At 51.6% G+C, this 23,496-nt stretch carries 18 protein-coding genes and 1 pseudogene; 8 read left to right on the plus strand and 11 right to left on the minus strand.

Going from position 1 to position 23,496, the window contains the following annotated elements; translation table 11 throughout:
- Positions 1–170: 170 nt before the first annotated feature.
- Entirely contained in the window at positions 171–896 is a 726-nt protein-coding gene (gene thyX / locus AC5JMP_RS16660; RefSeq protein ID WP_495852605.1) for an FAD-dependent thymidylate synthase, read from the plus strand.
- An 80-nt stretch (positions 897–976) separates the two neighbouring features.
- On the opposite strand, the gene AC5JMP_RS16665 is transcribed toward thyX, so the two are convergent.
- From AC5JMP_RS16665 to malQ, 4 genes and pseudogenes are all read right to left on the minus strand, one after another.
- On the minus strand, positions 977–2,509 hold the full coding sequence (locus AC5JMP_RS16665) for a glycosyltransferase family 39 protein (RefSeq protein ID WP_495852606.1): 1,533 nt from the start codon (positions 2,507–2,509) through the stop codon (positions 977–979).
- A gap of 71 nt (positions 2,510–2,580) precedes the next feature.
- Positions 2,581–2,940: a P-II family nitrogen regulator gene (locus AC5JMP_RS16670; RefSeq protein ID WP_495852607.1), complete on the minus strand. Its 360-nt coding sequence runs from the start codon at positions 2,938–2,940 to the stop codon at positions 2,581–2,583.
- The gene (locus tag AC5JMP_RS16675) at positions 2,940–3,983 is read right to left on the minus strand and encodes an S-layer homology domain-containing protein (RefSeq protein ID WP_495852608.1); all 1,044 of its coding nucleotides are present in this window, start codon (positions 3,981–3,983) and stop codon (positions 2,940–2,942) included. The genes AC5JMP_RS16670 and AC5JMP_RS16675 overlap by 1 nt, the downstream gene beginning before the upstream one ends.
- Positions 3,984–4,215: 232 nt before the next feature.
- Positions 4,216–5,736, minus strand: a pseudogene (gene malQ / locus AC5JMP_RS16680) (4-alpha-glucanotransferase); the annotation flags it as partial.
- An 809-nt stretch (positions 5,737–6,545) separates the two neighbouring features.
- Here malQ and treS point away from each other — a divergent pair.
- On the plus strand, positions 6,546–10,013 hold the full coding sequence (gene treS, locus AC5JMP_RS16685; protein WP_495852609.1) for a maltose alpha-D-glucosyltransferase: 3,468 nt from the start codon (positions 6,546–6,548) through the stop codon (positions 10,011–10,013).
- Positions 10,014–10,140: 127 nt separating this feature from the next.
- On the opposite strand, the gene AC5JMP_RS16690 is transcribed toward treS, so the two are convergent.
- On the minus strand, positions 10,141–10,323 hold the full coding sequence (locus tag AC5JMP_RS16690; protein ID WP_495852610.1) for a hypothetical protein: 183 nt from the start codon (positions 10,321–10,323) through the stop codon (positions 10,141–10,143).
- A 384-nt stretch (positions 10,324–10,707) separates the two neighbouring features.
- On the opposite strand from AC5JMP_RS16690, the gene AC5JMP_RS16695 reads away from it, so the two are divergent.
- Genes AC5JMP_RS16695 through AC5JMP_RS16710 form a run of 4 tightly spaced genes read left to right on the plus strand, consistent with a single transcriptional unit; the run spans position 10,708 to position 11,849 of the window.
- Positions 10,708–10,920, plus strand: a complete 213-nt coding sequence (locus AC5JMP_RS16695; protein ID WP_495852611.1) for a helix-turn-helix domain-containing protein — start codon at positions 10,708–10,710, stop codon at positions 10,918–10,920.
- Between the two features lie 24 nt (positions 10,921–10,944).
- The gene (locus tag AC5JMP_RS16700) at positions 10,945–11,289 is read left to right on the plus strand and encodes a type II toxin-antitoxin system RelE/ParE family toxin (protein ID WP_495852612.1); all 345 of its coding nucleotides are present in this window, start codon (positions 10,945–10,947) and stop codon (positions 11,287–11,289) included.
- Complete coding sequence (locus tag AC5JMP_RS16705; RefSeq protein WP_495852613.1) at positions 11,276–11,575, plus strand: helix-turn-helix domain-containing transcriptional regulator; 300 nt, start codon at positions 11,276–11,278, stop codon at positions 11,573–11,575. The genes AC5JMP_RS16700 and AC5JMP_RS16705 overlap by 14 nt, the downstream gene beginning before the upstream one ends.
- A 52-nt stretch (positions 11,576–11,627) precedes the next feature.
- Positions 11,628–11,849: a type II toxin-antitoxin system HicB family antitoxin gene (locus AC5JMP_RS16710; RefSeq protein ID WP_495852614.1), complete on the plus strand. Its 222-nt coding sequence runs from the start codon at positions 11,628–11,630 to the stop codon at positions 11,847–11,849.
- On the opposite strand, the gene AC5JMP_RS16715 is transcribed toward AC5JMP_RS16710, so the two are convergent.
- Both AC5JMP_RS16715 and AC5JMP_RS16720 read right to left on the minus strand, forming a co-directional pair.
- Positions 11,846–12,160, minus strand: a complete 315-nt coding sequence (locus tag AC5JMP_RS16715) for a hypothetical protein (RefSeq protein WP_495852615.1) — start codon at positions 12,158–12,160, stop codon at positions 11,846–11,848. The genes AC5JMP_RS16710 and AC5JMP_RS16715 overlap by 4 nt on opposite strands.
- Complete coding sequence (locus tag AC5JMP_RS16720; RefSeq protein ID WP_495852616.1) at positions 12,147–12,395, minus strand: hypothetical protein; 249 nt, start codon at positions 12,393–12,395, stop codon at positions 12,147–12,149. The genes AC5JMP_RS16715 and AC5JMP_RS16720 overlap by 14 nt, the downstream gene beginning before the upstream one ends.
- Before the next feature lie 138 nt (positions 12,396–12,533).
- Here AC5JMP_RS16720 and AC5JMP_RS16725 point away from each other — a divergent pair, with 138 nt between their 5' ends.
- Both AC5JMP_RS16725 and AC5JMP_RS16730 read left to right on the plus strand, forming a co-directional pair.
- A complete protein-coding gene (locus tag AC5JMP_RS16725; protein ID WP_495852617.1) occupies positions 12,534–14,951 on the plus strand; it encodes an NACHT domain-containing protein in 2,418 nt (805 codons plus the stop codon).
- A 13-nt stretch (positions 14,952–14,964) separates the two neighbouring features.
- A complete protein-coding gene (locus AC5JMP_RS16730; protein WP_495852618.1) occupies positions 14,965–15,540 on the plus strand; it encodes a Uma2 family endonuclease in 576 nt (191 codons plus the stop codon).
- Positions 15,541–15,546: 6 nt separating this feature from the next.
- Here AC5JMP_RS16730 and AC5JMP_RS16735 read toward each other — a convergent pair whose 3' ends face one another.
- From AC5JMP_RS16735 to AC5JMP_RS16750, 4 genes are all read right to left on the minus strand, one after another.
- Positions 15,547–18,411, minus strand: coding sequence for a GAF domain-containing protein (locus tag AC5JMP_RS16735; protein ID WP_495852619.1), 2,865 nt, complete (start codon positions 18,409–18,411; stop codon positions 15,547–15,549).
- 136 nt (positions 18,412–18,547) lie between these two features.
- Complete coding sequence (locus AC5JMP_RS16740; RefSeq protein ID WP_495852620.1) at positions 18,548–19,498, minus strand: DnaJ C-terminal domain-containing protein; 951 nt, start codon at positions 19,496–19,498, stop codon at positions 18,548–18,550.
- Positions 19,499–19,634: 136 nt separating this feature from the next.
- On the minus strand, positions 19,635–22,187 hold the full coding sequence (gene dnaK, locus AC5JMP_RS16745) for a molecular chaperone DnaK (protein WP_495852621.1): 2,553 nt from the start codon (positions 22,185–22,187) through the stop codon (positions 19,635–19,637).
- A gap of 266 nt (positions 22,188–22,453) precedes the next feature.
- Positions 22,454–23,485, minus strand: coding sequence for a glycosyltransferase family 2 protein (locus tag AC5JMP_RS16750; protein ID WP_495852622.1), 1,032 nt, complete (start codon positions 23,483–23,485; stop codon positions 22,454–22,456).
- Positions 23,486–23,496 lie beyond the last annotated feature (11 nt).

Consider the following 23,496-nt stretch of genomic DNA (forward strand, 5'->3'; position numbering starts at 1 on the left):
CACTTCCAAAAAACTATTGGATTTTGTTTTGTACATGATCCTAAGCCCCTACCCCAGATCGGTTGTACAGGTTACTTCATCCACGATCCTTAGCCAAATCGCCTCAGATCTGAACCAGAAAACTCATCCAGGGTTATCCTATAAATCCTGTTGCGTTCTGTCCCATTTTTATGGATCGTTTTTTCACCGTCGAGGTTCTTTCTCAGTCAGCAAATCCTCAGCAGCTCATCTATGCGGCTATGCATCAGGACTATGCTGAAGGCTTTGTCTGGGCAGAGCGCGATCGCTTCCCCGATGAAGACAAGGCAGGCGATCTGGTGGTCAGAAACCTGCTTTCTGGCAACCGAGGGCATTACGGCCCCCTAGAGCATCCGCAAATTGTCCTCAACTGCGGCTTTTTTCCCCACTCCACCATGCAGCAGATCCGGACTCACCGGGTGGGAATTTCTTTCGATGTTCAATCTTTCCGTTACACGGGCAGCCGGATTACGGACGTAGTGGAGGGCAAGCGCGATATTGAGGAGGTGTTCTACCTACGTCCGTTAGGGGCATACACCGATCGCCAGGGCAAACGCTATGAGTACACCGAAGAAATTCGGCAGCAGGATGTGGAATGGTGCCTTGCCGCCTGCAAGCGCTATCAAGAGCGGATTCATCAGGGCTTCTCCGAGGAACATGCGCGGGGCATTATTCCTTTTGACGTGCGGCAGCATTGGGTGATGTCGGCAAACGTCCGATCGCTCATGCACCTGCTCGACCTGCGTTGGAAGCTAGATGCCCAGCTAGAAGCTCAGCAGCTTTGCGAACTAATCTGGAATTCTTTCGAGAAATGGACTCCAGCGATCGCCCAGTGGTATGAGAGCAATCGGGCAAAGAAAGCCCGTCTTGCCCCATGAGGTGATGCTCTAGACATGTTGTTGATTTTTTTGAAACACTACTCCCCATAAGACAGTTCGGCGTTGCTAGAATCGCGTTGCTAGAATCCTTGTTTTACTAGCCAGAGCCGATCTTCAGGTTTACCTGGATTCTCGTCTTCGTCTTGGCAGAGCAGCAGCAGTCGGGAGCCGCGTTTTTCTAAAAGGTTCTTGAGGCGATCGGAGGGATTGAGCAGAAACACAGAGCCATATCCTGCGGCAATCTTGAGCCTCCTGGGACTGGTGATCAGCTGAAACTTGACATCTGGCTTCAGCTCGTAGCTAAAAGACAAAATATCTTCAGTCTGATCATCACTAATCACCAGGGGGCGATCGGCGTGATTAATGAACCCAGCCGCCACCGGATAATAGCCGCTCTTGCGAATGCTTTTGCTCCAGCCCACCTGAGTTTGAGTGTTAACGGCACAGGCAAGCGTGCCGCTGACAATCAGCAGAATCAAAACCATTCGCCCAAGCTTCTGTCCCCAAGTCTTTGCCGCGGCCTGAGTCGCAAAAAGATGGGCAAAAGCAATTTGAATTCCTAGATAGGCGGGAATCAGATAACGAATCCGCAGCGATCGCTCCCCCCCCATCAGTAGATCGGGCAATGCCAGCGCCAGAAACGGTACCGCAATCAGGCAGAAAATAAATGCCCAGGTGCGTCGCTGCGTTTTGCGGCAGAGCCAGTAAAGAGCGGCGATCGTCAAGACAACCAGCAGCAAATTATAAGAACCGAGTTCGCCGTTGATAAACACGCGGTTGATATTCAAAAACCACTGATCCAGCAAATAGCTCAGAGGGTACTTGCGCGTTGTGGCGATGGTGGCGGCATTGACTTGTTCAATGTGGCTGAGCAGCAGCACGAGCCAAGGCACAAATGCCAGCACTCCCCCCAGCGTTGCCCACAGATACGGCAATATCAGGCTTCGGCGCTTGGGCAGAATCGCCACATACAGTCCCTGTGCGATCGCCACCAAGGCAAACAAAAGCTGGGTGTAGAGTCCAAGGGCGATCGTCACGCCATACACCATCCAGCGATTGCGGCTCGGCGATCGCATTGCCCACAGCAGCACCGCGCTCGACAGAAGCGTTGTGACCGTCCACAGGCTGTAGGGACGAGCCTCCTGAGAGTACAGCACATGCAGCGGCGAAATGGCAGCTAGCGCCAGCGCAACCCACCCTACGGCACTATCTTTAAACAGCTCACGACAGAGCCAAAATAAGCAGGGAAACACCAGCAGGCTAATGACTGCGGAAAGACTGCGAATTGTGGTTACAGAATAACCGAAAGTCTCTGTCCACACCCGCGCCAACACAAAATAGAGGGGCGTGTGCTCAGCGTTACCTTTCAGAGCATTAAAGGTATCGCCCCAACTCGCCTCACCCGGACGCTGAAATTGCTGCAACTCATCTAGACCGATCGCCCTGCCCTGAGAGCCATCTTGGTAGACTGTCTGAATAAATTCAGTCTTGGTATGTCCCGACATCCGTAGCGATGTGCGAGCTTCATCCAGCCAATAGACTTTTTCATCAAGGTGGTAAAACCGGAAAAAGGTGCCCAAGATCAACAGGGCGATGGCAATATATTTCAGCATATTTTGCATCAAGGGAGTCGCTTCAGAGAATGGTTAAGCTGCTGCGCCAGCCTTCTTCCTCAGCTTCTTCCTCAGTATTCTCCCAAGGCTTCCACCGCCTGACGGTAGGCAACGATCGCAAACTCATGCTGATATTCTTTTAAGGTATAAAGAATCACATTCGAGAGATCTTGAGACACGATCGCTCGAATCTCAACTGGAGTTGCGGTGTGAGTTTCGACTCTGGTTTCTGTTGTAGTCTCGCCGCCGTCTTCAGACGCAACCTCCACCAGTCTTGGACACCGTCCTTCGCCCGACACTTCTGTGATCGTATAGCTTTTTACCTTGAGATTTTTCAACAGAGTCACAATGCTGTCTTTCAACACTGTTTCAGTGGCGATCGTGACTAGCGTTGCGGGTTGAACTAGAGAAACTTGCTCAAAATCTAACATTAGGGACGCACAATGTAATCAGAAGAAATTGGATCTAGCTTACCAGCCGCCACTAGCGCTTGATGAATAACAGCTGAAATTTCGGCTCGCGTAATCGGCTGGTTAGGATTCAAAGCATCTACAGCGGGATAATTCACCACCATCCCCGACTCGGTCGCTGAAGCAGCAACAGGCACAGCCCAAGCGGGAATCTGAGCGCTGTCCTGGTAGCGCTTGACCACATCTGCTGGGGCTGTAGACTGCGATACGTTCAGACCGCTCACTAGGGAAGCTAACACCTGCACCCGCGAAATCGGCTGGCTCGGCTGAAACGTTTCATCGGGATATCCCTTCAAAAATCCAGCTTTCACGGCGGTATCGATCGCTGGGACAGCCCAAAAATCGCCCGGAATATCTCTGAACGCGATCGGGTTTTGGGTAGCTGCCGACTGAAAAATCGTTTCAATTATCGCGGCATACTGCGATCGATTGACGGTTTCATCAGGCTTAAAGGTGCCGTCTGAAAACCCAGTGACAATGCCCCGCTGCGCCAAGGCTGTAATAAACGGGTATGCCCAGTAGTCGGTAGGCACATCCGAAAATTCAACAGCCGTCTTTGCCTCTGGAACTACAAGGACAGGAGGTGGAGCAATGCTGAGGGGCGAGGTCGAAGGAGCCACCACTGCGGGAGAAACGACAGCGGGAGCTACAACTACCGGGGCTACAACCGCCGGAGCCACTGCGGGAGAAACGGCAGCAGGAGAAATACCGGGGCTAGGAACGGCGACTTGAGGCGATCGTCCGTCTTGAATCCTGGCAGGTGAGGGAGTTTCAGAAGTTGGGCTGGCATTTCCATCAGGAGAGACCAATCCCCTAAGCAGGGAATCATCTGCTCCTAGTGAAGGAACTGCCTGTCCCCCTTGCACTAGATCTGCTTCCTTTTGGCTTAGCCCCCACCAAAGAATCGCGCCAACTGCACCAAAGGCAACCAGCATAGCAATGGCTTCGTCAAATCCTAGGTCACGATTACGGGCACGGCGATCGGCGGGAGGTGGGTTAGTCATAGCTATCTTTTCAGCAATACCCTGACAAGTTTAGTTTAATGCGTAGCCTACCATTTGTTTAGTCTAATACTCATTGCTAAGCCTAATACTCAAGTTGTTCCAGGGTTGCTCGGTTATGGGGCAGATATTTTTTGAGAGCCGCGCTTCGCGCGGCTCTCAAAAAATATCTGCCCTGCTTCCATCGCTATCTCGGTATGCCGTCTCTTGGAGAAATCTGCTGCAATCCAATAGCTCAGCGGCTATACAGCTTTGTCAGGTGCGACAGCCGATCGCTCACCGCCTGAGTGAGCAGTTCTGACTGGGTAAACCGCCAGCGCCACTGACCCTCGTTAATGCTGGGGTCATTCATCCGTGCCCGACCATCCAAGCCCAAGAGATCCTGTAAAGGAATCACGGCAAGGTCGGCAACGGAAGCCAGCGCCAAATGAATAAACTCCCAGTTAATCTCTTGCACCTCTTCGGCAGAGCTATAGCCCAGATATGCCGCCACATGCTGCTTTTCAGCCGCCGATGCCGTTGTCCACCAGCCGATCGCCGTGTCATTGTCATGGGTGCCGGGATAGACCACGCAGTTGTGGACATAGTGATGGGGCTGATAGGCATTCTCAGAGCCGTGGCCAAAGGCAAATTGCAGAATTTTCATGCCGGGGAACTGGAAGCGATCGCGCAATGCCTCTACTTCAGGAGTGATAATGCCCAAATCCTCTGCCATCACAGGCAAGCTGCCTACCGAAGCTTCTAGAACCTCGAAGAATTTGGCATCTGGCCCTTTGAGCCATTCGCCTTTCATGGCAGTTGTTTCTCCAGCGGGCACCTGCCAATAAGCTTCAAAGCCCCGGAAGTGATCGACCCGGACGATATCGACGTACAGCAGAGTTGCCTTGAAGCGGTTAATCCACCAAAGGAAATTGGTCTGCTCTAGCTTGTCCCAGTCATAGACCGGATTGCCCCAAAGCTGCCCCGTGGCGCTGAAGTAATCGGGCGGCACCCCCGCCATGAATGCTGGATCGTAGGTTTCTGGATCAAGCTTGAAGTTCTCAGGACTTGCCCAAACATCTGCACTGTTGTGGCACACGTAGATCGAGACATCGCCCACGATCAGGATATCTTTGCCGTTGGCGTAAGCCCGCAGATTCGCCCACTGGCTAAAGAACTTAAACTGCAAGAACTTTTGGAAGCGGATGCTGTCCTGCAATTTCTCAGTCTGCTCCTTGAGCGCCAGCGGATCTCGACGCGCGATCGCCGCTTCCCACTGGTTCCAGGGCTTATAGTCATGGGCTTCTAGCAGCGCCATGAATAGCACAAAGTCATCCAGCCACCAGGCTTGCTCCTGGCAAAACTTCTCGTAGTCTGGCGTGGGCTGAAAGCGATCGAAAGCCTGCTGTAAATATTTGAACTTGTGAGGAATGACCTGATCGAACTGGACGCGGCTATAGGCTGAATTAGCTGCATCCGTGTCAGGCAGAGGCACTAGCGCTTCGCTATCTAGCAATCCTTCTGTAGCTAACTGCTCCAGGCTAATCAGCAGCGGATTACCCGCAAAAGTGCTGAAGTTCATAATGTAGGGCGAGTGTTCATATCCAGTCGGCCCTAGAGGCAAAATCTGCCAGAGTTTTTGACCACTTCGCGCCAGAAAATCCACAAATTCATAGGCGGATTTTCCTAAGTCGCCAATGCCAAACTGTCCGGGGAGACAGGTGGGATGGAGCAATACACCGCTAGCACGTTGAAAAGTCACAATAATTCCTGCCTCACAATAATTCTTGTTTAGGGGATATCTTAGGTTATGTTAGATTTCCAAGGATTCAATCAGACTCGATCTGTAGAGATAAACCTACAGATTGAGAGCCGCAAAAATAGAAGCGTAGCTAATTTGACACGAAGATTGTCTCGTACGGATTAGTTAAATCCGAGAAGAGATTCAGCGCTTAGCCTGCGAGTTTGCTAGGGGCAAGAAGTAAACAACCTGACTCATAAATTTGATCGGATGATCAGATGAGCGCGATCGAATCCATAAGTCAAGCCTATTGCAGCCCAATGTAAAGCGATGTGATTTCCATCTTATTTATAAGTCTTGCTTGATAAGGATTACGTCAGCAACACATCACAAATTTACGAAGATCAAGTAAAGGTTCCCCACAATTCCGAGTTTATTCGGAATTATCTTCCTAAAATCAATATGAGGAAGTGCATTCGACACTACAAAATTGGTCGAATTGAGTCAGGATTTGCGGGTACGAACTTACTCCAACTTCATATCAGCAAATTCGGAACAGCCCTTACTTTTAGCTTTTAGGATTTCTCATAAACTTAACTCTGCGCATCCTGCTGAAGCGCAGACGCAATCGTTTAACTCATGAGTTCAGCTTATGAGCTAGACAGTTAATGAGGTTGACTCACGCATTCACCTTTTTACGAATAGGGAAACCCATTTGCGTGAGGTAACTCATTCATAATGGATCTAGCTTTCTGTAAAACTTAGATACATTCCTACGCTTCTCAATCCCCACGCAACTCGCACAATTGGGACAAACTTGTACCCCCTGGAATCCGAACGACACCATGCAAAAGCCAACCTTAAACGATGATCCGCTCTGGTTCAAAGATGCCATCATTTACGAAGTCCCGGTCAAAGCCTTCGCAGACAGCGATGCCGACGGCATTGGCGACTTTCGAGGACTCACCGAAAAGCTGGATTACATTCAGGACTTGGGTGTTACCGCGATTTGGATTCTGCCCTTCTTTCCTTCGCCGCTCAAAGATGATGGTTACGATATTGCTGACTACATCACCGTTAACCCCATCTATGGGAATCTCGAAGACTTCCATACCTTCCTAGATGCAGCCCACCAGCGCGGTATTCGCGTCATTATTGAACTAATTGTCAACCACACCTCCGATCAGCATCCCTGGTTTCAACGGGCACGCAAGGCATTACCTGGGAGCAGCGATCGCGATTTTTACGTCTGGACAGACAACCCCGAAACCTACAAGGGCGTACGGATCATCTTTAAGGATTTTGAAACCTCTAACTGGAGTTGGGACCCCGTTGCCCAAGCCTATTACTGGCATCGATTTTACTCCCACCAGCCCGACCTCAACTATGAGCATCCTGAGCTGCAAAAAGCCATCTTTGATGTCGTGGACTTTTGGCTAGAGATGGGTGTGGACGGTCTGCGTATGGATGCCGTGCCCTACCTGTATGAGCTAGAAGGCACCAACTGCGAAAACCTGCCCCGCACGCATGTCTTCCTGAAGCAGCTTCGCGCCCATGTGGATAGTAAGTTTCCCAACCGGATGCTGCTTGCCGAAGCCAATCAGTGGCCTGAAGATGCCGCCGCCTATTACGGCGAGGGGGACGAATGCCACATGAACTTCCACTTTCCGCTGATGCCGCGTCTATTCATGTCACTGCAAATGGAGGACAGCTTTCCGCTGATCGACATTATTCAGCAGACTCCGCAGATCCCTGACAACTGCCAATGGGCGCTGTTTTTGCGCAACCATGACGAGCTGACCCTAGAAATGGTGAGTGACGAAGACCGAGACTATATGTATCGCGTCTATGCCCAAGATCCCCAGGCAAGAATCAACCTTGGCATTCGCCGCCGTCTGGCTCCGCTGCTGGGCAACAACCGCCGCCGGATTGAGCTGCTCAATAGCCTCCTGCTCTCGCTTCCAGGTACACCTGTGCTGTACTACGGTGATGAGATTGGCATGGGCGACAACTTTTATCTGGGCGATCGCAACGGAGTCCGCACCCCCATGCAATGGAGCGCCGATCGCAACGCTGGGTTCAGCCGCGCCAATCCGCAAAAGCTGTTTTTGCCGACGATCGTTGACCCTGAGTATCACCATGAGACGGTGAATGTGGAGGCACAGCGAGCGAATCCTAACTCGCTCTGGTGGTGGATGAAGCGGCTGATCGGCATTCGTAGCCGCTATCAGGCATTTGGGCGCGGCACCTTTGAGCTGCTCTATCCCGAAAATCGCAAGGTGCTGACCTTTATTCGCACCTATGAGGGAGAGCATATTTTGGTGGTGGCGAACCTGTCCCGATTTGTCCAGGCAGTCGAGCTGGATCTGTCGGCATTTAAAGGCGCAACCCCCGTCGAGATCTTTGGACGCACTTCCTTTCCAGCGATCGGCGATGCCCCCTACTTCCTCAGCATTGGTCCCCATGCTTTCTATTGGTTTACGCTACAGCACCAGCCCAGTGTGTTGAGTGCCAGCACGCCGCGATCGCTCCCCACTGTCGGGGTGAACGGCGACTGGCAGGATGTTTACAGCCGCGCTGAGTCCAAAAAGGCTCTAGAAGCGATGTTGCCAGACTATCTCATGGGCTGTCGCTGGTACAACAGCCAGGGTAGAACCATCCAGACTGCCAACATTCTGGATGCCATTGCCGTAGAACCTGCCTTGCAGGAAAATAGCCGTTCCAAAAAAGAGAAGGTTGCGAAGGAAGAGTTTAGCCCGGTTATCCCCAACGCCTACGACATTGTGCTGGTGAAAGTGGACTACACCGAAGGGATTGCCGATACCTTTGTGCTGCCTCTTGCCTATGCGGAAGGCAGCGATGGCACTGCCCAAGGCGACACCGCGATCGCCTATCTGCAAGGCAAAAATCATGCAGGCGTTTTGTTTGATGCCCTGGCCGATAAAGAGTTTTTGGCGATTCCCCTAGAAGCGATCGCCCACAAGCTCCGGTTCAAAGGCAGCTTTGGAGAAATTACCGCCACCCAAACCGAAATCTTTCAGCAGCTCTGGGTTGATCAGACAGCTCAAGCTCAGAAACAGGCGCAACCTGCAACAACGCTTGCCTCTAGCGCCCCCTCTACTTCTCTTGAGCCGCACCTGCTCCGGGATGAGTACAGCAATGCTTTGACGGTATACGGCGATCGCTTTTTCCTCAAGCTATTCCGCCGTGTTGAGGAATGCATCAACTCTGACTTAGAAATTGGGCAGTTCCTCACCCAATATGCCAGTCAGCCCGACTCCACCATGGCCGAGCACGTTGCGCCGATCGCGGGTTTCCTGGAATATCGCCGCAAAGGGTCAGAACCGATGACGGTTGGCATTTTGCAGAAATATATCCCTGACACGCGCGATGCCTGGTCGTACACGCTGGACAGCTTGCGGGACTGCTTTGAGCAGGTGATGACCAAACAGATTGACATTGGCGAAATTTCTCTGCCGCCTGCCCAGCTCCTGTCGGCGCTGACCGTCGAAATTCCGCCCATGGCATACGACATCATGGGCACGCTTCTCAGCTCGGTGGAGCTATTGGGACAGCGCACGGCTGAGCTGCATCTGGCATTGACTTCTAACATCGAGAATCCCAGCTTTGCGCCAGAGGAGTTTTCTTCGTTCTACCAGCGATCGATCTACCAGTACATGCGCAACCAGTCGGGTCAAACGTTTTTGTTGCTGAAGAAGCACCTCAAGCATCTGCCTGTCGATGTCCAGCCCCAGGCACGACTGGTGCTGAATCAGCGAGAGCAGATTTTAGGACGGTTCAAGCTGATCTTAGACCAGCCGATCACCGCTATGCGCGCCCGCTGCCACGGCAACTACCATCTGGAAGAGCTGCTGTACACGGGCAAAGATTTCATCATCGTGGACTTTGAGGGCGAACCCAACCGTCCTTTGAGCGAACGCCGGATGAAGCGATCGCCCTTGCGAGACATTGCCGGAATGCTGGAATCTTTCTACTATGCCTGCCGGGTTGCCCTGCGGCGAGAGATCGAGAGTGGACTGGTGCGATCGGAGAATTTGCCGCTGATGGAGCAGTGGGCGCAGTTCTTTTACTCGTGGACAAGCTTGTTATTCGTAAAACAATATCTGGCGACCACCGGAGAGGCGGCTTTCTTACCCAAGACGCAGCTTGAGCTAAAAGTTCTGCTGGATGCTTATCTCTTGGAAAAGGCGGTATACGAACTCGACTACGAGATGCGAAACCGTCCTGACTGGGTAGAGATTCCGCTTCAGCGAATTTTGGAGCTATTAGAGGCTTCTAAGATGGGCTTCTAGAATAGCTAGATTGTAGTAGGTAGATGACTTTCAGGAAGCAGTACGCTACTTCCTGAAAGTCACAAGGGTGCTTGATTTTTGGAGCAAGAAGGTGTTGCATCAATCCCTCAATTACCCTTTGCCTTCTTTAACAGAGGCGATCGCCCCCATCAAACACAATTTCATAAGTTAGCGCTGGGTTCATCCGCCGCAGCACTTTCACATAATCCTCGGCATCGTTGCGTTTGCGAAAGCGGGCTATCAGGGCATATTGCAGCTTGGGCAAGTGCTGAATCACGCACCAAGGAGACAGGCTATCCCGATAGATCATCGGTGTGCCTCCGCTGGTGGTCTGTCAAGGATTAACTGACGTGCTGGGGGAGAGGGGGAAAGGGGTGGATGGGTGGATGGGTGGATGAGAGGGGGAAAGGGGTGGATGGGTGGATGGGTGGATGAGATCTTCATCTACCCATCCACCCATCCACCCGCTAACTATTACGCGACTAACCACTACTCTTGGCGCAAGAATTGGCGCAAGAATTGGCGCAAGACAAAGCTCCGCCCTCGCAGGCGACTGCATTCCTGATATCATGAAGCTACCTCCCGTCATGGGAATATGCGCGATCGCTCTCCAGTTTTCCAGGCTAAGAGGAGCGATCGCTTTTGATGTTGTTCATTCATTAAACGATGCAATTGCATCGCTGTCAATATAAAAATGGGGCTAGTTAGGCTACGGATCAAAGAACTTGCTGAGACGAAAGGCTGGACGCTCAAAGAAGTTTCAGATCGCTCTGGAGTTGCCTATAGCACCGTCAGAAGCTATGTTCGGCGTGACAAAATGGCGATGATTGACTATGCCGCAGTTCAAAAGATTGCTAGGGCGTTTGAGGTGGCGATCGAGGATTTGGTTGAGGTGTTGGAAGAGTAGGGGCGATCGTCAGACTTAAAACTTATGGAGGCACAGCCACGGGAAGTAATCTTATACGTGACAGCAGACGATACCTGTCCCTTTGAACTCTGGTTAAACGCTCTACGAGATAGGCAGGCGAGAGCTAGAATCAAGAAACGGCTTGATCGAATTGAACTAGGCAATCTGGGTGACTTTAAGCCTGTTGGCGAAGGGGTCATGGAACTCAGAATTGACTATGGATCAGGTTATCGAGTTTACTTTGCCCAAGCAAAGGCAACAACTGTTCTTTTGCTCTGTGGTGGAGATAAAAGTACGCAAGATCAAGATATTTATCGGGCAAAGCAGTACTGGGCAGATTTTCAGAAGAGGCAAAATGCCAATCCATAAAAGCTATCATTCTTACCTGATTGAATCCCTGAAAGACCCGGCGGAGGCGGCTGCTTACCTGGATGCCGTCCTAGAAGATGGCGAGTTTGAGCCTATTTTATTGGCATTGAAAAATGTGGCAGAAGCCCGTAGAAGTCTGATTGACGCTGCGAATGTAGCTGATTGGGAGAACTGCTACCAATTGCTTGCTCAAGGAGAAACGCTAGGACTGCCAGCGATCGCACTTCTCTTAAGTCAATTGGGGTTAAAACTATCTGTAACCGTTAAGCAAGAGCAGGTCGCATAGTCGTAGTCGTGTGGCAGGTCACTCGAAGCTCCACTGTCAACGAAATGACAAGATGAAAAGTTACCATATCAACATTTTCTATAGCGAAGCCGATCAGGGATACATTGCCGATATTCCTGACCTCAAATACTGCTCAGCCTTTGGAGATACCGAAGAAGAAGCGCTCCGAGAAGTTTTGCAAGCAAAAGCCGTTTGGCTGGAAACTGCGGCAGTAGAGCATAAACCCATTCCTGAGCCAAAATATCGTCCTGCGATCTATCAAATTGCTTCTTAGCGATCGAGATTGGGGTGAAGTGTTGGCAGAGTAGGGGTGAGCACTCTAAAAAATTCAGCGTTGAGGTTTGAAGATTCAGCGTTGAGGTTCGGAGATTCAGCGTTGAGTCTCTGACATTCGGCGTTGAGGTTTGGAGACTCGGCATTGAGGCTTAGAGACTCAGCGTTGAGGTTCGGAGGCTCGGCGTTGAGGTTTGGAGACTCGGCGTTGAGTCTCTGAGATTCGGCGATCGAGCTAAAATCATCGGCGTTGAGGTTTGGAGGGTCATGGTTGAGGCTTGGGCGATCGAGCTTCACCTTATTTCTTTCCATCTTTTTCTGCCTGGAGGAGTTTGAGGATGTTGTTGTCCAGCAGGGTGAAGATTTGGGTTGTGCCTTGAGTCCAGGTTGAGGTGCAGGTGTCGAAGAGACGGGTTTGCTGAGGGGAGAGATCGTCTTGTTGATTGGAAAGCCAGAAGCAAACGCTGCCAGAGAGCAGAATATAGCCGTTGGCAGTGAAGAAGATTAGGAGGAAGATTCGCAGGAGACTTTGGGCGATCGGTTTCATAGCGCTGGTGGGTTGAGTGACTAATGTTGATGTGTTTAGCTTCTCAAGAACGCCTCAAACCAGGGTCAGAATCAACGTTCGGCTTGTTGTCAGAGTGTCAGATCTGACAGAATTGACAGAACGGAATTGTAAACACCCATGGCAACTCGATCGCTCCAAGCCTCGACCGCAGGAATTCAGGCAATCAAAAAGGCGCTAAAGCGAAAGTCAGGTGGACAAACTTACCTTGCTGGTGCGGTCGGTTGCTCTCGCCAAACAATTTGGAGCCTGCTCCAAGGAAACGCGACCGACTTTGATTTTTTTACGGCAGCTTGCGCTGAACTAGAGCTGAACTGGGAGGAGATTGCCGAGCCAGAAGAAACAGAACCAGAGCAACCCGAAGCCGATCGCATTGCTGCCCTAGTTCAAGCAACTCGTGAGCAAGTGCGATCGTCCATTCAGCAGCAATGTGGCACGATGCGAGTGCTAGACATGACGCAGCCGATCGCCCTCACGGGTGAGCAGGGCATCTACACCAGCGTCAATATTTTGGAGAAGCTGATGGGGCGGCGGCGGTTAGAGTTGCCCGAACTGCTGAAGCACCATGATTTAGATGAATTCGATCGCTTTGGGCTGAGCCGCATCACAGAGAAGCGGGTACCGGGGCTGGACGCAGCGCGGCGCTACCCCAAACTGATGGTGTTGGGCAAGCCGGGAGCTGGAAAGACGACGTTTTTGAAGTATCTGACGATGCAGTACATTGCAGGGAATTTTGCACCCGATCGCGTTCCTTTGTTTGTGACGCTAAAGGATTTTGCAGAAGCAGAAAAGCAGCCGAGTCTGTTGGAGTATATGGTAGGGTTGATCCCCCCAACCCCCCTTGAAAAGGGGGGCTTTGAGAGCGATCGGGTAGCTTCCTCTGATCACTCTCTTGGCTCGGTTCCCCCTTTTTTAAGGGGGGCTAGGGGGGATCTAACCCAGATTATTTCCGCTAGCAAAGCGCTGATTTTGCTGGATGGGTTGGATGAAGTGCGTGAAGAAGATACCAAACGCGTGCTGCGGCAGATTGAGCAATTGTCTGGACAGTTTCTTTGCAATCGGTTTGTCATCACCTGCCGGATTGCCGCCAAAGAATATAGCTTGGAGCAATTTACCGAAGTTGAAGTTGCAGACTTCAACCCCGAACAGATCAAAAGTTTTGCGACCAAATGGTTCTCTGCCAAAGGCGACCCCGATCGCGCCAAGCTGTTTCAACAGAAGCTAGATGACAACGAGCCGATCGCAGAGCTGGCAACCAATCCGCTGCTGCTGACGCTGCTCTGTTTGATGTTTGAAGATGTCACCGATTTTCCGGCGAATCGATCGGAACTGTATAAAGAGGGGTTGGATATTCTGCTGAAGAAGTGGGATGGCAAACGCAAAATCGAACGCGATTCAGTCTATAAAAACCTGTCGCTCAAGCGCAAAGAAGATTTGCTGAGCCAAATTGCCCTGACAACCTTTGAGCAAAAAGAATATTTCTTTAAGCAGCGCGCCCTAGAAGATCATATTGCCGATTTCATCCGCAACTTGCCCGATGCCAAGACCGACCCAGAAGCGCTGCATCTAGACAGTGAAGCGGTGTTGAAGTCGATCGAAGCCCACCACGGGCTATTGATAGAACGCGCCAAGGGCATCTATTCGTTTTCGCATTTGACCTTTCAAGAATATTTTGCCGCACGGGAAATTGTAACGCTCTCAGATCCGGCGATCTTGGAGCGGCTTAGCCAAAATATTGCCGAAAAGCGCTGGCGCGAGGTATTTTTGCTGACTGCGGGCATGATGCGAAATGCCGATGAACTGGTGCAGTTGATGAAGCAACAGATTGATGCACTATTGGCAAGCGATGAAAAACTTCAGAAATTCCTAATTTGGGTACAGCAAAAATCTAATTCTGTAGGTAAGCCTTACAAACCTGCTGCCACTCGCGCCTTCTATTTTGCCCTCGCCTGCGACCGCTACAGCTACATCGTTTTTGACCGCGACCTCGTCGCCCTTGACCGCGACCTCGACCTTGCTCTCGACCGCGCCCTCGCCCATGCCCTTGACCGCGACCTCGCCCGCGACCTCGTCGCCCTTGACCGCGACCTCGACCTTGCCCTCGCCCATGCCCTCGCCCTCGCCCTCGACCGTGGCCTCGCCCCTGACTTCTACCGCGCCCTCGACCGTGCCCTCGACCGCGCCCTCGACCATATCCCTGAATTGCAAGGCAGTCTGCAAAAACTGAAGCATCAACACTCTACTGCTTATCAGAAAAGTCGCGATACTTTCATGCAATGGTGGCGATCGAATGGCGAAGCTTGGACAGAAGAACTACGATCAATCTTGATTGAACATCGCAACATCGGACATGATTGGCAATTCACCGATGAAGAGAAGCAGCTATTGGAGCGATATCACGACGCAAACAAACTGCTGGTCGATTGTTTGAACAGCGATTGTTACGTCAGCCGATCGGTCAGAGAAGCGATCGAGGATACCTTGCTATTACCGATCGAGGAGATCAATCAGAGGAAATCATCCAAACCAGAAACTTAGGACTTTGAACACTATGCCTCAAACCGAACTACGTTTTCTCAGCTTTGACGAGTATCTGTGCTTCGACGACGGCACAGACAAGCTGTATGAACTATTTAATGGAGAACTGATCGAAGTGCCGCCCGAATCAGGAGAGAACGTAGGAATTGCCACCTTTTTGCTCTTACACTTTGCCGCGATCGTCGGACACCTCAGAGTCAGAGGTCACGGCTTAGAACTAGAGGTCAGAGGCGAACCCAGAAACCGCTATCCTGATCTAACGATTCTACGAGAGGAGCATATCGAACAACTCCGGCGGCGCAATACAATTCGGCTAACGATGGCTCCGCCTTTGCTGGTGGTCGAAGTCGTCAGCCCTGGCGAGTTGCAGCGCGATCGCGATTACGTGGCAAAACGCGCCCAGTATCAGGACTTGGGCATTCCAGAATATTGGATCGTCGATCCGCAAACTCAAGCCATCACGGTCTTGGTCTGGCAAGAAGGACTTTATGTAGAAGCTGGAGTGTTTTGCGAGGGCGATCGCATCATTTCCCTAGCCTTCCCAGATCTTAATTTGCAGACTAGCCAGGTGTTTGCAGCCGGACAGTAATTCCCTTCATACGGCGATCGGAATTTCGATAATAAACTCCGTCCCCTGCCCCAGAGTCGATACACACTGCATGGTGCCTCTGTGCCTTTCCACCACAATTTGATGGCTAATCGACAGCCCTAGCCCTGTGCCAGAACCCACAGGCTTCGTGGTAAAAAACGGATCGAATAGGTGTTTCAACACCGTTTCATCCATTCCAGATCCGTTATCTGAAATGTGAATGGCAACGCGATCGCCCAAAGCTTCAGTTTTGATGCAAATTTGGGGAGGGCGATCGTCATCCCCATTCTGATCTATCCCCATCACTTCTTCCACCGCATCGATCGCATTACTCAACACATTCATAAACACCTGATTGAGCTGTCCGGCATAGCATTCCACCAGCGGCAACTCGCCATAGTCTTTGGTGACAGTGATGGTTTGACTGCTTTTACTGAGGCGATACTGCAAAATTAGCAGCGTGCTGTCAATACCTTCATGGATGTCTACAGACTTTGCTTCTGACTGATCGTGCCGAGAAAAATTCTTGAGCGAAGATACGATTTGCAAAATCCGATCGGTGCCTAGCTCCATGGACGACAAAATCTGGGGCAGGTCTGTCTCCAGAAACTCTAAATCAATTGCCTGAGTGCGATCGCTAATTTCGGCTCCGGCAGCAGGAAATTTCTGCTGATACAGGTTGAGCAAACCCAGCAGATCTTCAACATACTGCCTGACATACGTGAGATTGCCATAGATGAAGTTGACGGGATTGTTAATTTCATGGGCAACCCCAGCAACAAGCTGACCCAAACCAGACATCTTCTCGGTATGGATAAGCTGTGATTGCGTTTTCTGCAACTCTTGCAAAGCCTGAGAGAGCAGCCCTGCCTGTTGGCGCGTTTGAGACAGCAGCTCCGCCTGAGCTATGGCTACCCCCAGCTGAGCCGCCACCTGAACCGCAAACTGGATCTCTGAAGTTTGCCAATGGCGAACCCCTGAGTGCTGGTAGGTGGCAAGCAACCCCCAAAGCGTCGATCCTACAAAGATCGGAGCCAAGAGAAACGCCCGAATTTGGTAGCGATTCAGGATTTCTCGATGACAATCGGAGAGTTCAGAGTGCCGTGTGTTGTCAATTACATAGGTTTCGCCTCTGCGAAAACGCCCGCCCTCATTTTTTTGAATATAGCTATCGTTCCAAATAGTCGATTTTTCTAATGGCATATTGAGCGGCATCTCTTTTGTCCAATTAGAGTGAACAAACTCGCAGTTGCCCACAAATTCGCCGCCCCAATCGGCATTAAATCGATAGACCATGACGCGATCGGCATTCAGCAACTCACAAACTTCCTGAGTCGTGGTTTGAAAAATCCGATCTAAATCAAGCGATTGCCGAATTTTAGTAACAACTTCAAACAAAATTCGCTGCTGCTGCGCCGCCTGCTCTAGCTCTGCCGTTCGTTCTTGCACCTGCTCTTCCAGGTTAGTATTGAGCGCCTGAAGCCGTTGGTGCATTTCATATTGCTGTACCGCAGTGCCAAAGTGACCGCCGAGCGTCTGTGCCATCTTTAGCTCATCAGCGTTCCATGCGTAAATTTGACCCTGCCGCGTTTCACACCACAGCTCAAAGGACAGCCGAGGATTGGTCTGGCGATAGTCAGGATCGAACTGCCCCGCCCAAAGCACCTCAGTATCTACAGCATCCCGGAAGATCGTGATGTAGCCCCAAATCTGCTGCCGATATAAAAGTGGAACGACCAGGATACTGCGAATGCTAGTCGGTCGAAAAGCGGGTTGCAAATTGCGTAAACTCATCTCTTGATAGAGATCTGGAATCATCCAGGTACAGCCCTGATCGGCTTGGGGCTTGTCTGAGCCGGGCTTGTCTAAGTCGGGCTTGTCTAAGTCGGGCTTATCTACGTAGGGCTTATCTACGTAGGGTTTCTTTCCCTGAAAGTGTTCTTGCCAAACGCTGTAATGTTCCATGACAGAATAGCGGGCGTTAGGCAAAATGAGGGGCTGGGTGCCGCAGGTGTAAAGCCGAACAGGGTAACTCGGAATGGTGCGACGAGTTCCTTCTAGAGCAGTAGTTTTCGGGGCAGGTTCCAAGGCGGAGCCGCTGTGGAAATCGAGCGCATCGGCGTTGATGTATAGCCTGCCGCCAGAGCCACCTAAAGCTTCTACAGTTTCTTCTAGAGCTTTTTGCAGTTCGATCGTCTGCTGAGAATGGAGTAGCGTAATAATTCGGTTGATCGTTGCCTCGCGCTGAGCGCGATCGTGAGCCTCAGTTAGCAAAGTCGATTGGGCGATCGCCACCGATAGCTGATCCACCACCATCTGCATTGCCCAAAGCTCTTGTGACAAAATCTCCCTAGATGTCGAATGATGGACAACCAATAGCCCCCAAAGATTTTCTTGGTGGAAAATCGGCACCACCAGCGATGACTTAACGCCCATTGCCGTCAAATATTCGGCATGGCAAGGGTCGAGCGGCACAAACTGAATTTCTGCAAGCTCTATTTCGCCCGTTTCTGGGTTGCGTAGCGGGCTTTGACCAATTTGCCGAGTCTCGACGTTGACGATCGAGCGAACCCGCGCTTCAATAAACAGCTGGCGCGTCTGGGGCGGAATGTCATCGGCTGGGAACGTCAGCCCCAGCAGAGAAGGCAACCGATTCTCATAGATTGCCTCAGCCACCACCTCGCCGCTGCCATCCCCATTGAATCGGTAAATTTTGACGCGATCGCTGCCCAAAAACGCTCGCACCTCAGCTGCGGTAGTCGAGAGAATGTCTTGCAGCTCAAGCGATCGGCGAATGCGGTGCGTGATACGACGCAGTAAGCTTTCCTGATCCAGAGTAAAAGCGCGATCGGACAGGAATGAATACTGCATCGGAAGTTTGCCTTATTCTTAAAAAATGGCTGTTATTAAAGTTCGCTTTTGCTCCCTTCGCTAGTTTTCCCAAAATAGTGAACTTTGACAAGTGATTTCACAAACTTTAATGGGAATTCCCCTACTTTAAGGCAGATTAAAGCAGCAAATTTTCGCGGGGATTGAAGGCTTCAAGCTGGCGGAGCTTTTCATAAAGCTCTCGTTCTTGCAAGGTTAGATCCTTGGGGGTGATAATCTGAACTTCCACAATTTGATCGCCCCGATCGCCCTCCACCGGGTATCCCTTACCCCCCAGACGCAGCCTTTGTCCCGATCGAACGCCTGCCGGAATCATCATTTTCACCAAGCCATCTAGAGTAGGAATCTCGATCGCTCCTCCTAAAACTGCCTCTGTGGGCGTGACGGGAATCTGACAGAAAATATCGGCTCCCTCTAGCTTAAAGAACGGATGGGTTGGCACCTCGATCGTCAAGTATAAATCACCCCCTGATACCCCCTGGCCCTTGAGGCGAATCCGTTGACCTGTGAGCATTCCGGGGGGCATATTCACCTCTAGCGATCGCCCATCCTCTAGCCGCACGCGCTCCCGACCTCCAGTGTAGGCTTTGTCGATCGGGACAGTTAGTCGCGCTTCGGCATTGCGGGGGCTAGGGCGCGATACCGTATATGCCGTTTTTGTAGTTTTAGGGCGATAAACCTCTTCATCAGTTGGCATAGTAGAAGCTTCTGCCTGCCGACTCAGAAGCTGATCGACAAAAGAGTTAAAGTCGCGGTATTGCCCAAAATCATCCTCATCCTCGCCTCGCCCGTTACGATTGCCCCAGGCTTTGGCGCGTGCGGCAACGCCCTGAAAGCCGCTCTGATTCCAGAAACGGCTGAACTGGTCATACTGCGTGCGTTTGCTAGCATCAAACAGCACTTCATAGGCTTCCCCCAGCGCCTTAAATTTTTCCTCAGCCACTTTGTCACCTGGATTCAAGTCCGGGTGATATTGCCGCGCCAGCTTGCGGTAGGCTTGCTTAATTTCTTCAGGCGTAGCTTCTTTGGGAACTCCCAAGATTGCGTAGTAGTTCCGAAAGTTCTGCATATTCAGGGAATTTTGAGTTCTAATTTTTTAGCTTCAGGATTTCAATGTTATGTAGCGGGCGAGGTCACGATCGCTTCCTATCAGTGCCCACAATCGTTCGCTACAGGCGTTCGCTACAGGCGTTCGCTACAGGCGTTCACGACAGCCATTCATCGTCATCATCCCACCCATCATCTAAATCGGTGTACCCGGTATTAGGATTGGCTGGAGGACGACGAACGGAGTCCGCAGGTCGGCGGCCATCACGGTCTTGAGGATAGCGGTCTTGAGGGTAGCTATCTCGCGAATTGCCATCTCGATAGCCCTCGCGACCGTTGACATCTCGATCGCTGCCGCGGCTGGCACCCTCTCGCGGATAAGGAGTGCGATCGCCGCCCTCTCGACCGTAGGTGTCTCGGCTGTAAGTGTCTCGGCTGTAAGTGTCTCGCTCGTTGCGATCATAAGCCTCTCGATCGTCTGAGCTGTAGGAATCGCGGCTATTTCTGGGGCTAACTTCTCTGGAAGCCCTGTCTCTGGTATAGCTGTCTCTGGTGTCTCTTGGATAATTTTCTGCTGGGTAGGCGTCTCGGCTACCGCGATCGTAGGCATCATCCCGGCTGCTGTCCCGACTGTAACTATCACGGCTGTAGGCATCTCGACTATAGCTGTCCCGACTGGAATCGTCCCGGCTGTAGGCATCTCGACTATAGCTGTCCCGACTGCCACCGCGATCGTAAGCATCTCGACTGTACGCATCACGGCTGTAGGCATCTCGTCCGTAATTGTCCCGGCGATCGTCGTAATACTCGTCATCATCGCCAAACAGGTCTTCCCCAATGCTGGAGAGCGTGCGGCGGATAGAACCAAAGAAATCAGTTTCGCCTTCCTCTTCCTGCGTGAGCTGGTAAACCTCTCGTTGCAGATCGTAAAGGGCATCCCGCAGATCGGCTTGGGTCATGTCAATGCCGCGATCGTCGTCTTGCTTGAGGAATCCACGCAGGTCTTGCACCAGATTTTCGATGCGGCGGCGGTAGGAGCTAGCAAACTGCATCCCAAAGTCTAGCGCCACCTCACGGAGCTGCCGTTCAGATTCGTAGGTCAAAGCCTCAGCTTTAGTGCGTTTCTCAATGCGATCGCGCTTCTGGCGATCCTGATCGGCGTACAGCTCTGCTTCTTGCACCATGCGGTTAATCTCGGCTTCATTCAGGTTAGAGGCACCCTGAATGGTGATGCCCTGCTCTCGTCCGGTGGTTCTGTCCATTGCCGTCACCTGCAAGATGCCGTTGGCATCAATGTCAAACGCGACCTGAACTTGGGGAATACCGCGCGGAGCCGGAGGAATGCCCATAAGCTTGAAGCGCCCAAGGGACTTGTTATCCGTCGCCATCTCGCGCTCGCCTTGAACCACATGAACTTCTACCATCGTCTGGTTGTTCTCAGAGGTGGAGAAAGAATCCGATCGCCGGACTGGAATGGTGGTGTTGCGAGGAATCAGCTTCTTCATCACGCCGCCGATCGTTTCTAGCCCCACTGAAAGCGGCGTGACATCCAGCAGCAGAATGTCCTGCACTTCCTGATTGAGGATACCTGCCTGAATGGCTGCACCCACTGCCACCGCCTCATCGGGATTAATGTTTTCTTTAGGTTCACGCTCTAGCAGTACCCGCACGACCTCTTTAACCATGGGCATCCGGCTGGCTCCACCCACCAAAATTACGTCGTCAATCTGGCTTGCTCTTAGCCCAGTGTCGTTCAAAGCCTGCTTAACGGGGGTACGCAGTCGGTTAACTAGATCGCCACACAGCTCCTCAAACTGCGATCGCGTCATCCGGGTTTCCAGATGCTTAGGGCCATCCTCAGTTGCAGTGATAAACGGCAGATTAATCTCTGTAGAAGAGACTCCCGAAAGCTCGATCTTGGCTTTTTCGGCAGCCTCCATTAAACGCTGTAATGCCTGACGATCGCGCCGCAAATCCATCCCTTCCTGCTGCATGAACTGATCGGCAAGCCAGTCTACAATGCGGCGATCGAAGTCGCTGCCGCCGAGTTGTGTATCGCCGCTGGTAGCTTTCACCTCAAACACGCCATCGCCAATGTCTAAGATCGATACGTCAAAAGTGCCGCCGCCCAAATCAAACACCAGGATGGTTTGGCTATCGATGCGATCGAGTCCATAGGCCAGCGAAGCAGCGGTCGGCTCGTTCAAAATTCGCAAAACTTCTAGCCCAGCAATGCGTCCGGCATCGCGGGTTGCCTGTCGCTGGGCATCGTTGAAGTACGCCGGGACGGTAATCACGGCTCCGGTTACAGTTTCGCCAAGGTAGCGCGTAGCTTCATCTGCCAGCTTGCGCAGCACCATTGAGGAAAGCTCTTCGGGTGCAAATTCTTTACGCAGACGCGGACACTTGATCCGCACAGCGTCATACTCGTCTTTGCGAATCGTGTAGGCTACCCGCTTGAGTTCAGCACTGAGTTCGCTGTAGCGCCGCCCAATGTAGCGCTTTACGCCGTAGTAAGTATTTTGTGGGTTGAGCACAGACTGCCGACGCGCCATTTGCCCAACCAAGCGCTCCTCATCTTTAGTGAAGGCAATCACAGAAGGAGTAGTCCGCATCCCTTCGGAATTGGCGATGACGACGGGTTTGCCACCTTCCATAACGGCCACAACAGAATTCGTTGTCCCTAAGTCAATGCCGACTACTTTTCCCATTCGATGAGGTTCTCCTCGCCTGAGCTACTAGAGTGATGAAATGCCTTGTGTACAGGAATGCCGCGAGAACTTCTAAGCATTGCTGCACCTATTGTATCTTGCTACTTACAATGCTTACGGTGGGGATTTCCGTTCCATGATGTTCGATGTTGATAGAGTGCACGAGAAAATAGAGCGATCGCTCTTACAGAACATCAGGATTATTCCACATCAAAGGTCTGCCAACTGCTGGGCGGTCAGAACCGTAGGCTAAATCTCTAGGGGAATTAGTTTCTAGGATAGGCGATCGCAATTTTGGATTTTAGGCTCTGGCAAATGAGGGAGTCCTGGCTTTTTGCGATCGACATGACTAATTTTTGCCACTCCTCAGATTGGGTGAGGGCATGGGCACTGAAAAAAGTCCCTTGCTCGGAGAAGTATGTGGCGAAACTGTTGACCCAATCCAGCAGGGTTTCAGTCAGGAGGTAGGGCGTATAGTCGAGGGATTTTCGCAGGTATTGCGCCATTTCAGGGAGGCGATCGCTGCCATACAGCCGTCCTGCACTCCATACCAGCGTGTGATAACGGCACTGACTTTCCTGTTGACGAATTTCAGGAGGGATATTAGGTAAAGCGAAAAACTTGTCTAAAATGCGATCGTTTTCCTGGGCTTGCAGCAGCGTATTGCGTGAATCATTGCGATCGTGTTCTCGGTAGCAAACCGTAATTTGCGGCAGCCAGAGGGTTTGGCAACCTGCCAGGGTCAGCCGGAGCGCCAGGTCAACATCGCAAGCTTGCTTAAAGCTGGGATCTAGCCCGCCAACTCGCTCTAGCCAAGATCGCCGAAACATCATGGCGCTCAGCAGCACTGTTTTCCACCATATCCATTCATAGAGATTGAGCTGAGGAGCATAGCGCCAAGGTTCAACTTCTCCGAGAAGAGCGCCCTCCGCATTAATTCTTCGCCAGCCGCTGTGCACCATGCCAATTTCAGCCGCAGATTGCTCTAGCTTTTCGACTTGCAAAGCCAGCTTATTGGGCAAGAAACAGTCATCTTGATCTAAAAAGGCAATTAGTTCACCCTGCGCTAGGGCAATGCCGCGATTTCGGGCGATCGCCACCCCTTGATTAGGCTGATATTGATATCGAATCTGGCTTCCGTAGAGCTGTAAGACCTGCTGCGTTCGGTCTGTGGAGCCGTCATCTACGACGATGATTTCATAATCAGAATAGGTCTGCGCCAGAACGCTGTCGATCGCCTGACGCATGAAGCGATCGCCATTATATGCCGGAATAATGACGCTGACTTTGGGAAACATAGAGCTTGATC

The organism is Drouetiella sp. (assembly GCF_059504425.1).

Coding starts and splice junctions, on each gene's coding strand:
- AC5JMP_RS16725 (WP_495852617.1), top strand. CDS start 12,534: ATGGCAACTCGATCGCTCCAAGCCTCGACCGCAGGAATTCAGGCAATC.
- AC5JMP_RS16705 (WP_495852613.1), top strand. CDS start 11,276: ATGCCAATCCATAAAAGCTATCATTCTTACCTGATTGAATCCCTGAAA.
- AC5JMP_RS16720 (WP_495852616.1), bottom strand. CDS start 12,395: ATGAAACCGATCGCCCAAAGTCTCCTGCGAATCTTCCTCCTAATCTTC.
- AC5JMP_RS16670 (WP_495852607.1), bottom strand. CDS start 2,940: ATGTTAGATTTTGAGCAAGTTTCTCTAGTTCAACCCGCAACGCTAGTC.
- AC5JMP_RS16730 (WP_495852618.1), top strand. CDS start 14,965: ATGCCTCAAACCGAACTACGTTTTCTCAGCTTTGACGAGTATCTGTGC.
- AC5JMP_RS16710 (WP_495852614.1), top strand. CDS start 11,628: ATGAAAAGTTACCATATCAACATTTTCTATAGCGAAGCCGATCAGGGA.
- treS (WP_495852609.1), top strand. CDS start 6,546: ATGCAAAAGCCAACCTTAAACGATGATCCGCTCTGGTTCAAAGATGCC.
- thyX (WP_495852605.1), top strand. CDS start 171: ATGGATCGTTTTTTCACCGTCGAGGTTCTTTCTCAGTCAGCAAATCCT.
- AC5JMP_RS16695 (WP_495852611.1), top strand. CDS start 10,708: ATGGGGCTAGTTAGGCTACGGATCAAAGAACTTGCTGAGACGAAAGGC.
- AC5JMP_RS16690 (WP_495852610.1), bottom strand. CDS start 10,323: ATGATCTATCGGGATAGCCTGTCTCCTTGGTGCGTGATTCAGCACTTG.
- AC5JMP_RS16735 (WP_495852619.1), bottom strand. CDS start 18,411: ATGCAGTATTCATTCCTGTCCGATCGCGCTTTTACTCTGGATCAGGAA.
- AC5JMP_RS16740 (WP_495852620.1), bottom strand. CDS start 19,498: ATGCAGAACTTTCGGAACTACTACGCAATCTTGGGAGTTCCCAAAGAA.
- dnaK (WP_495852621.1), bottom strand. CDS start 22,187: ATGGGAAAAGTAGTCGGCATTGACTTAGGGACAACGAATTCTGTTGTG.
- AC5JMP_RS16715 (WP_495852615.1), bottom strand. CDS start 12,160: ATGGAAAGAAATAAGGTGAAGCTCGATCGCCCAAGCCTCAACCATGAC.
- AC5JMP_RS16700 (WP_495852612.1), top strand. CDS start 10,945: ATGGAGGCACAGCCACGGGAAGTAATCTTATACGTGACAGCAGACGAT.
- AC5JMP_RS16675 (WP_495852608.1), bottom strand. CDS start 3,983: ATGACTAACCCACCTCCCGCCGATCGCCGTGCCCGTAATCGTGACCTA.
- AC5JMP_RS16665 (WP_495852606.1), bottom strand. CDS start 2,509: ATGCTGAAATATATTGCCATCGCCCTGTTGATCTTGGGCACCTTTTTC.
- AC5JMP_RS16750 (WP_495852622.1), bottom strand. CDS start 23,485: ATGTTTCCCAAAGTCAGCGTCATTATTCCGGCATATAATGGCGATCGC.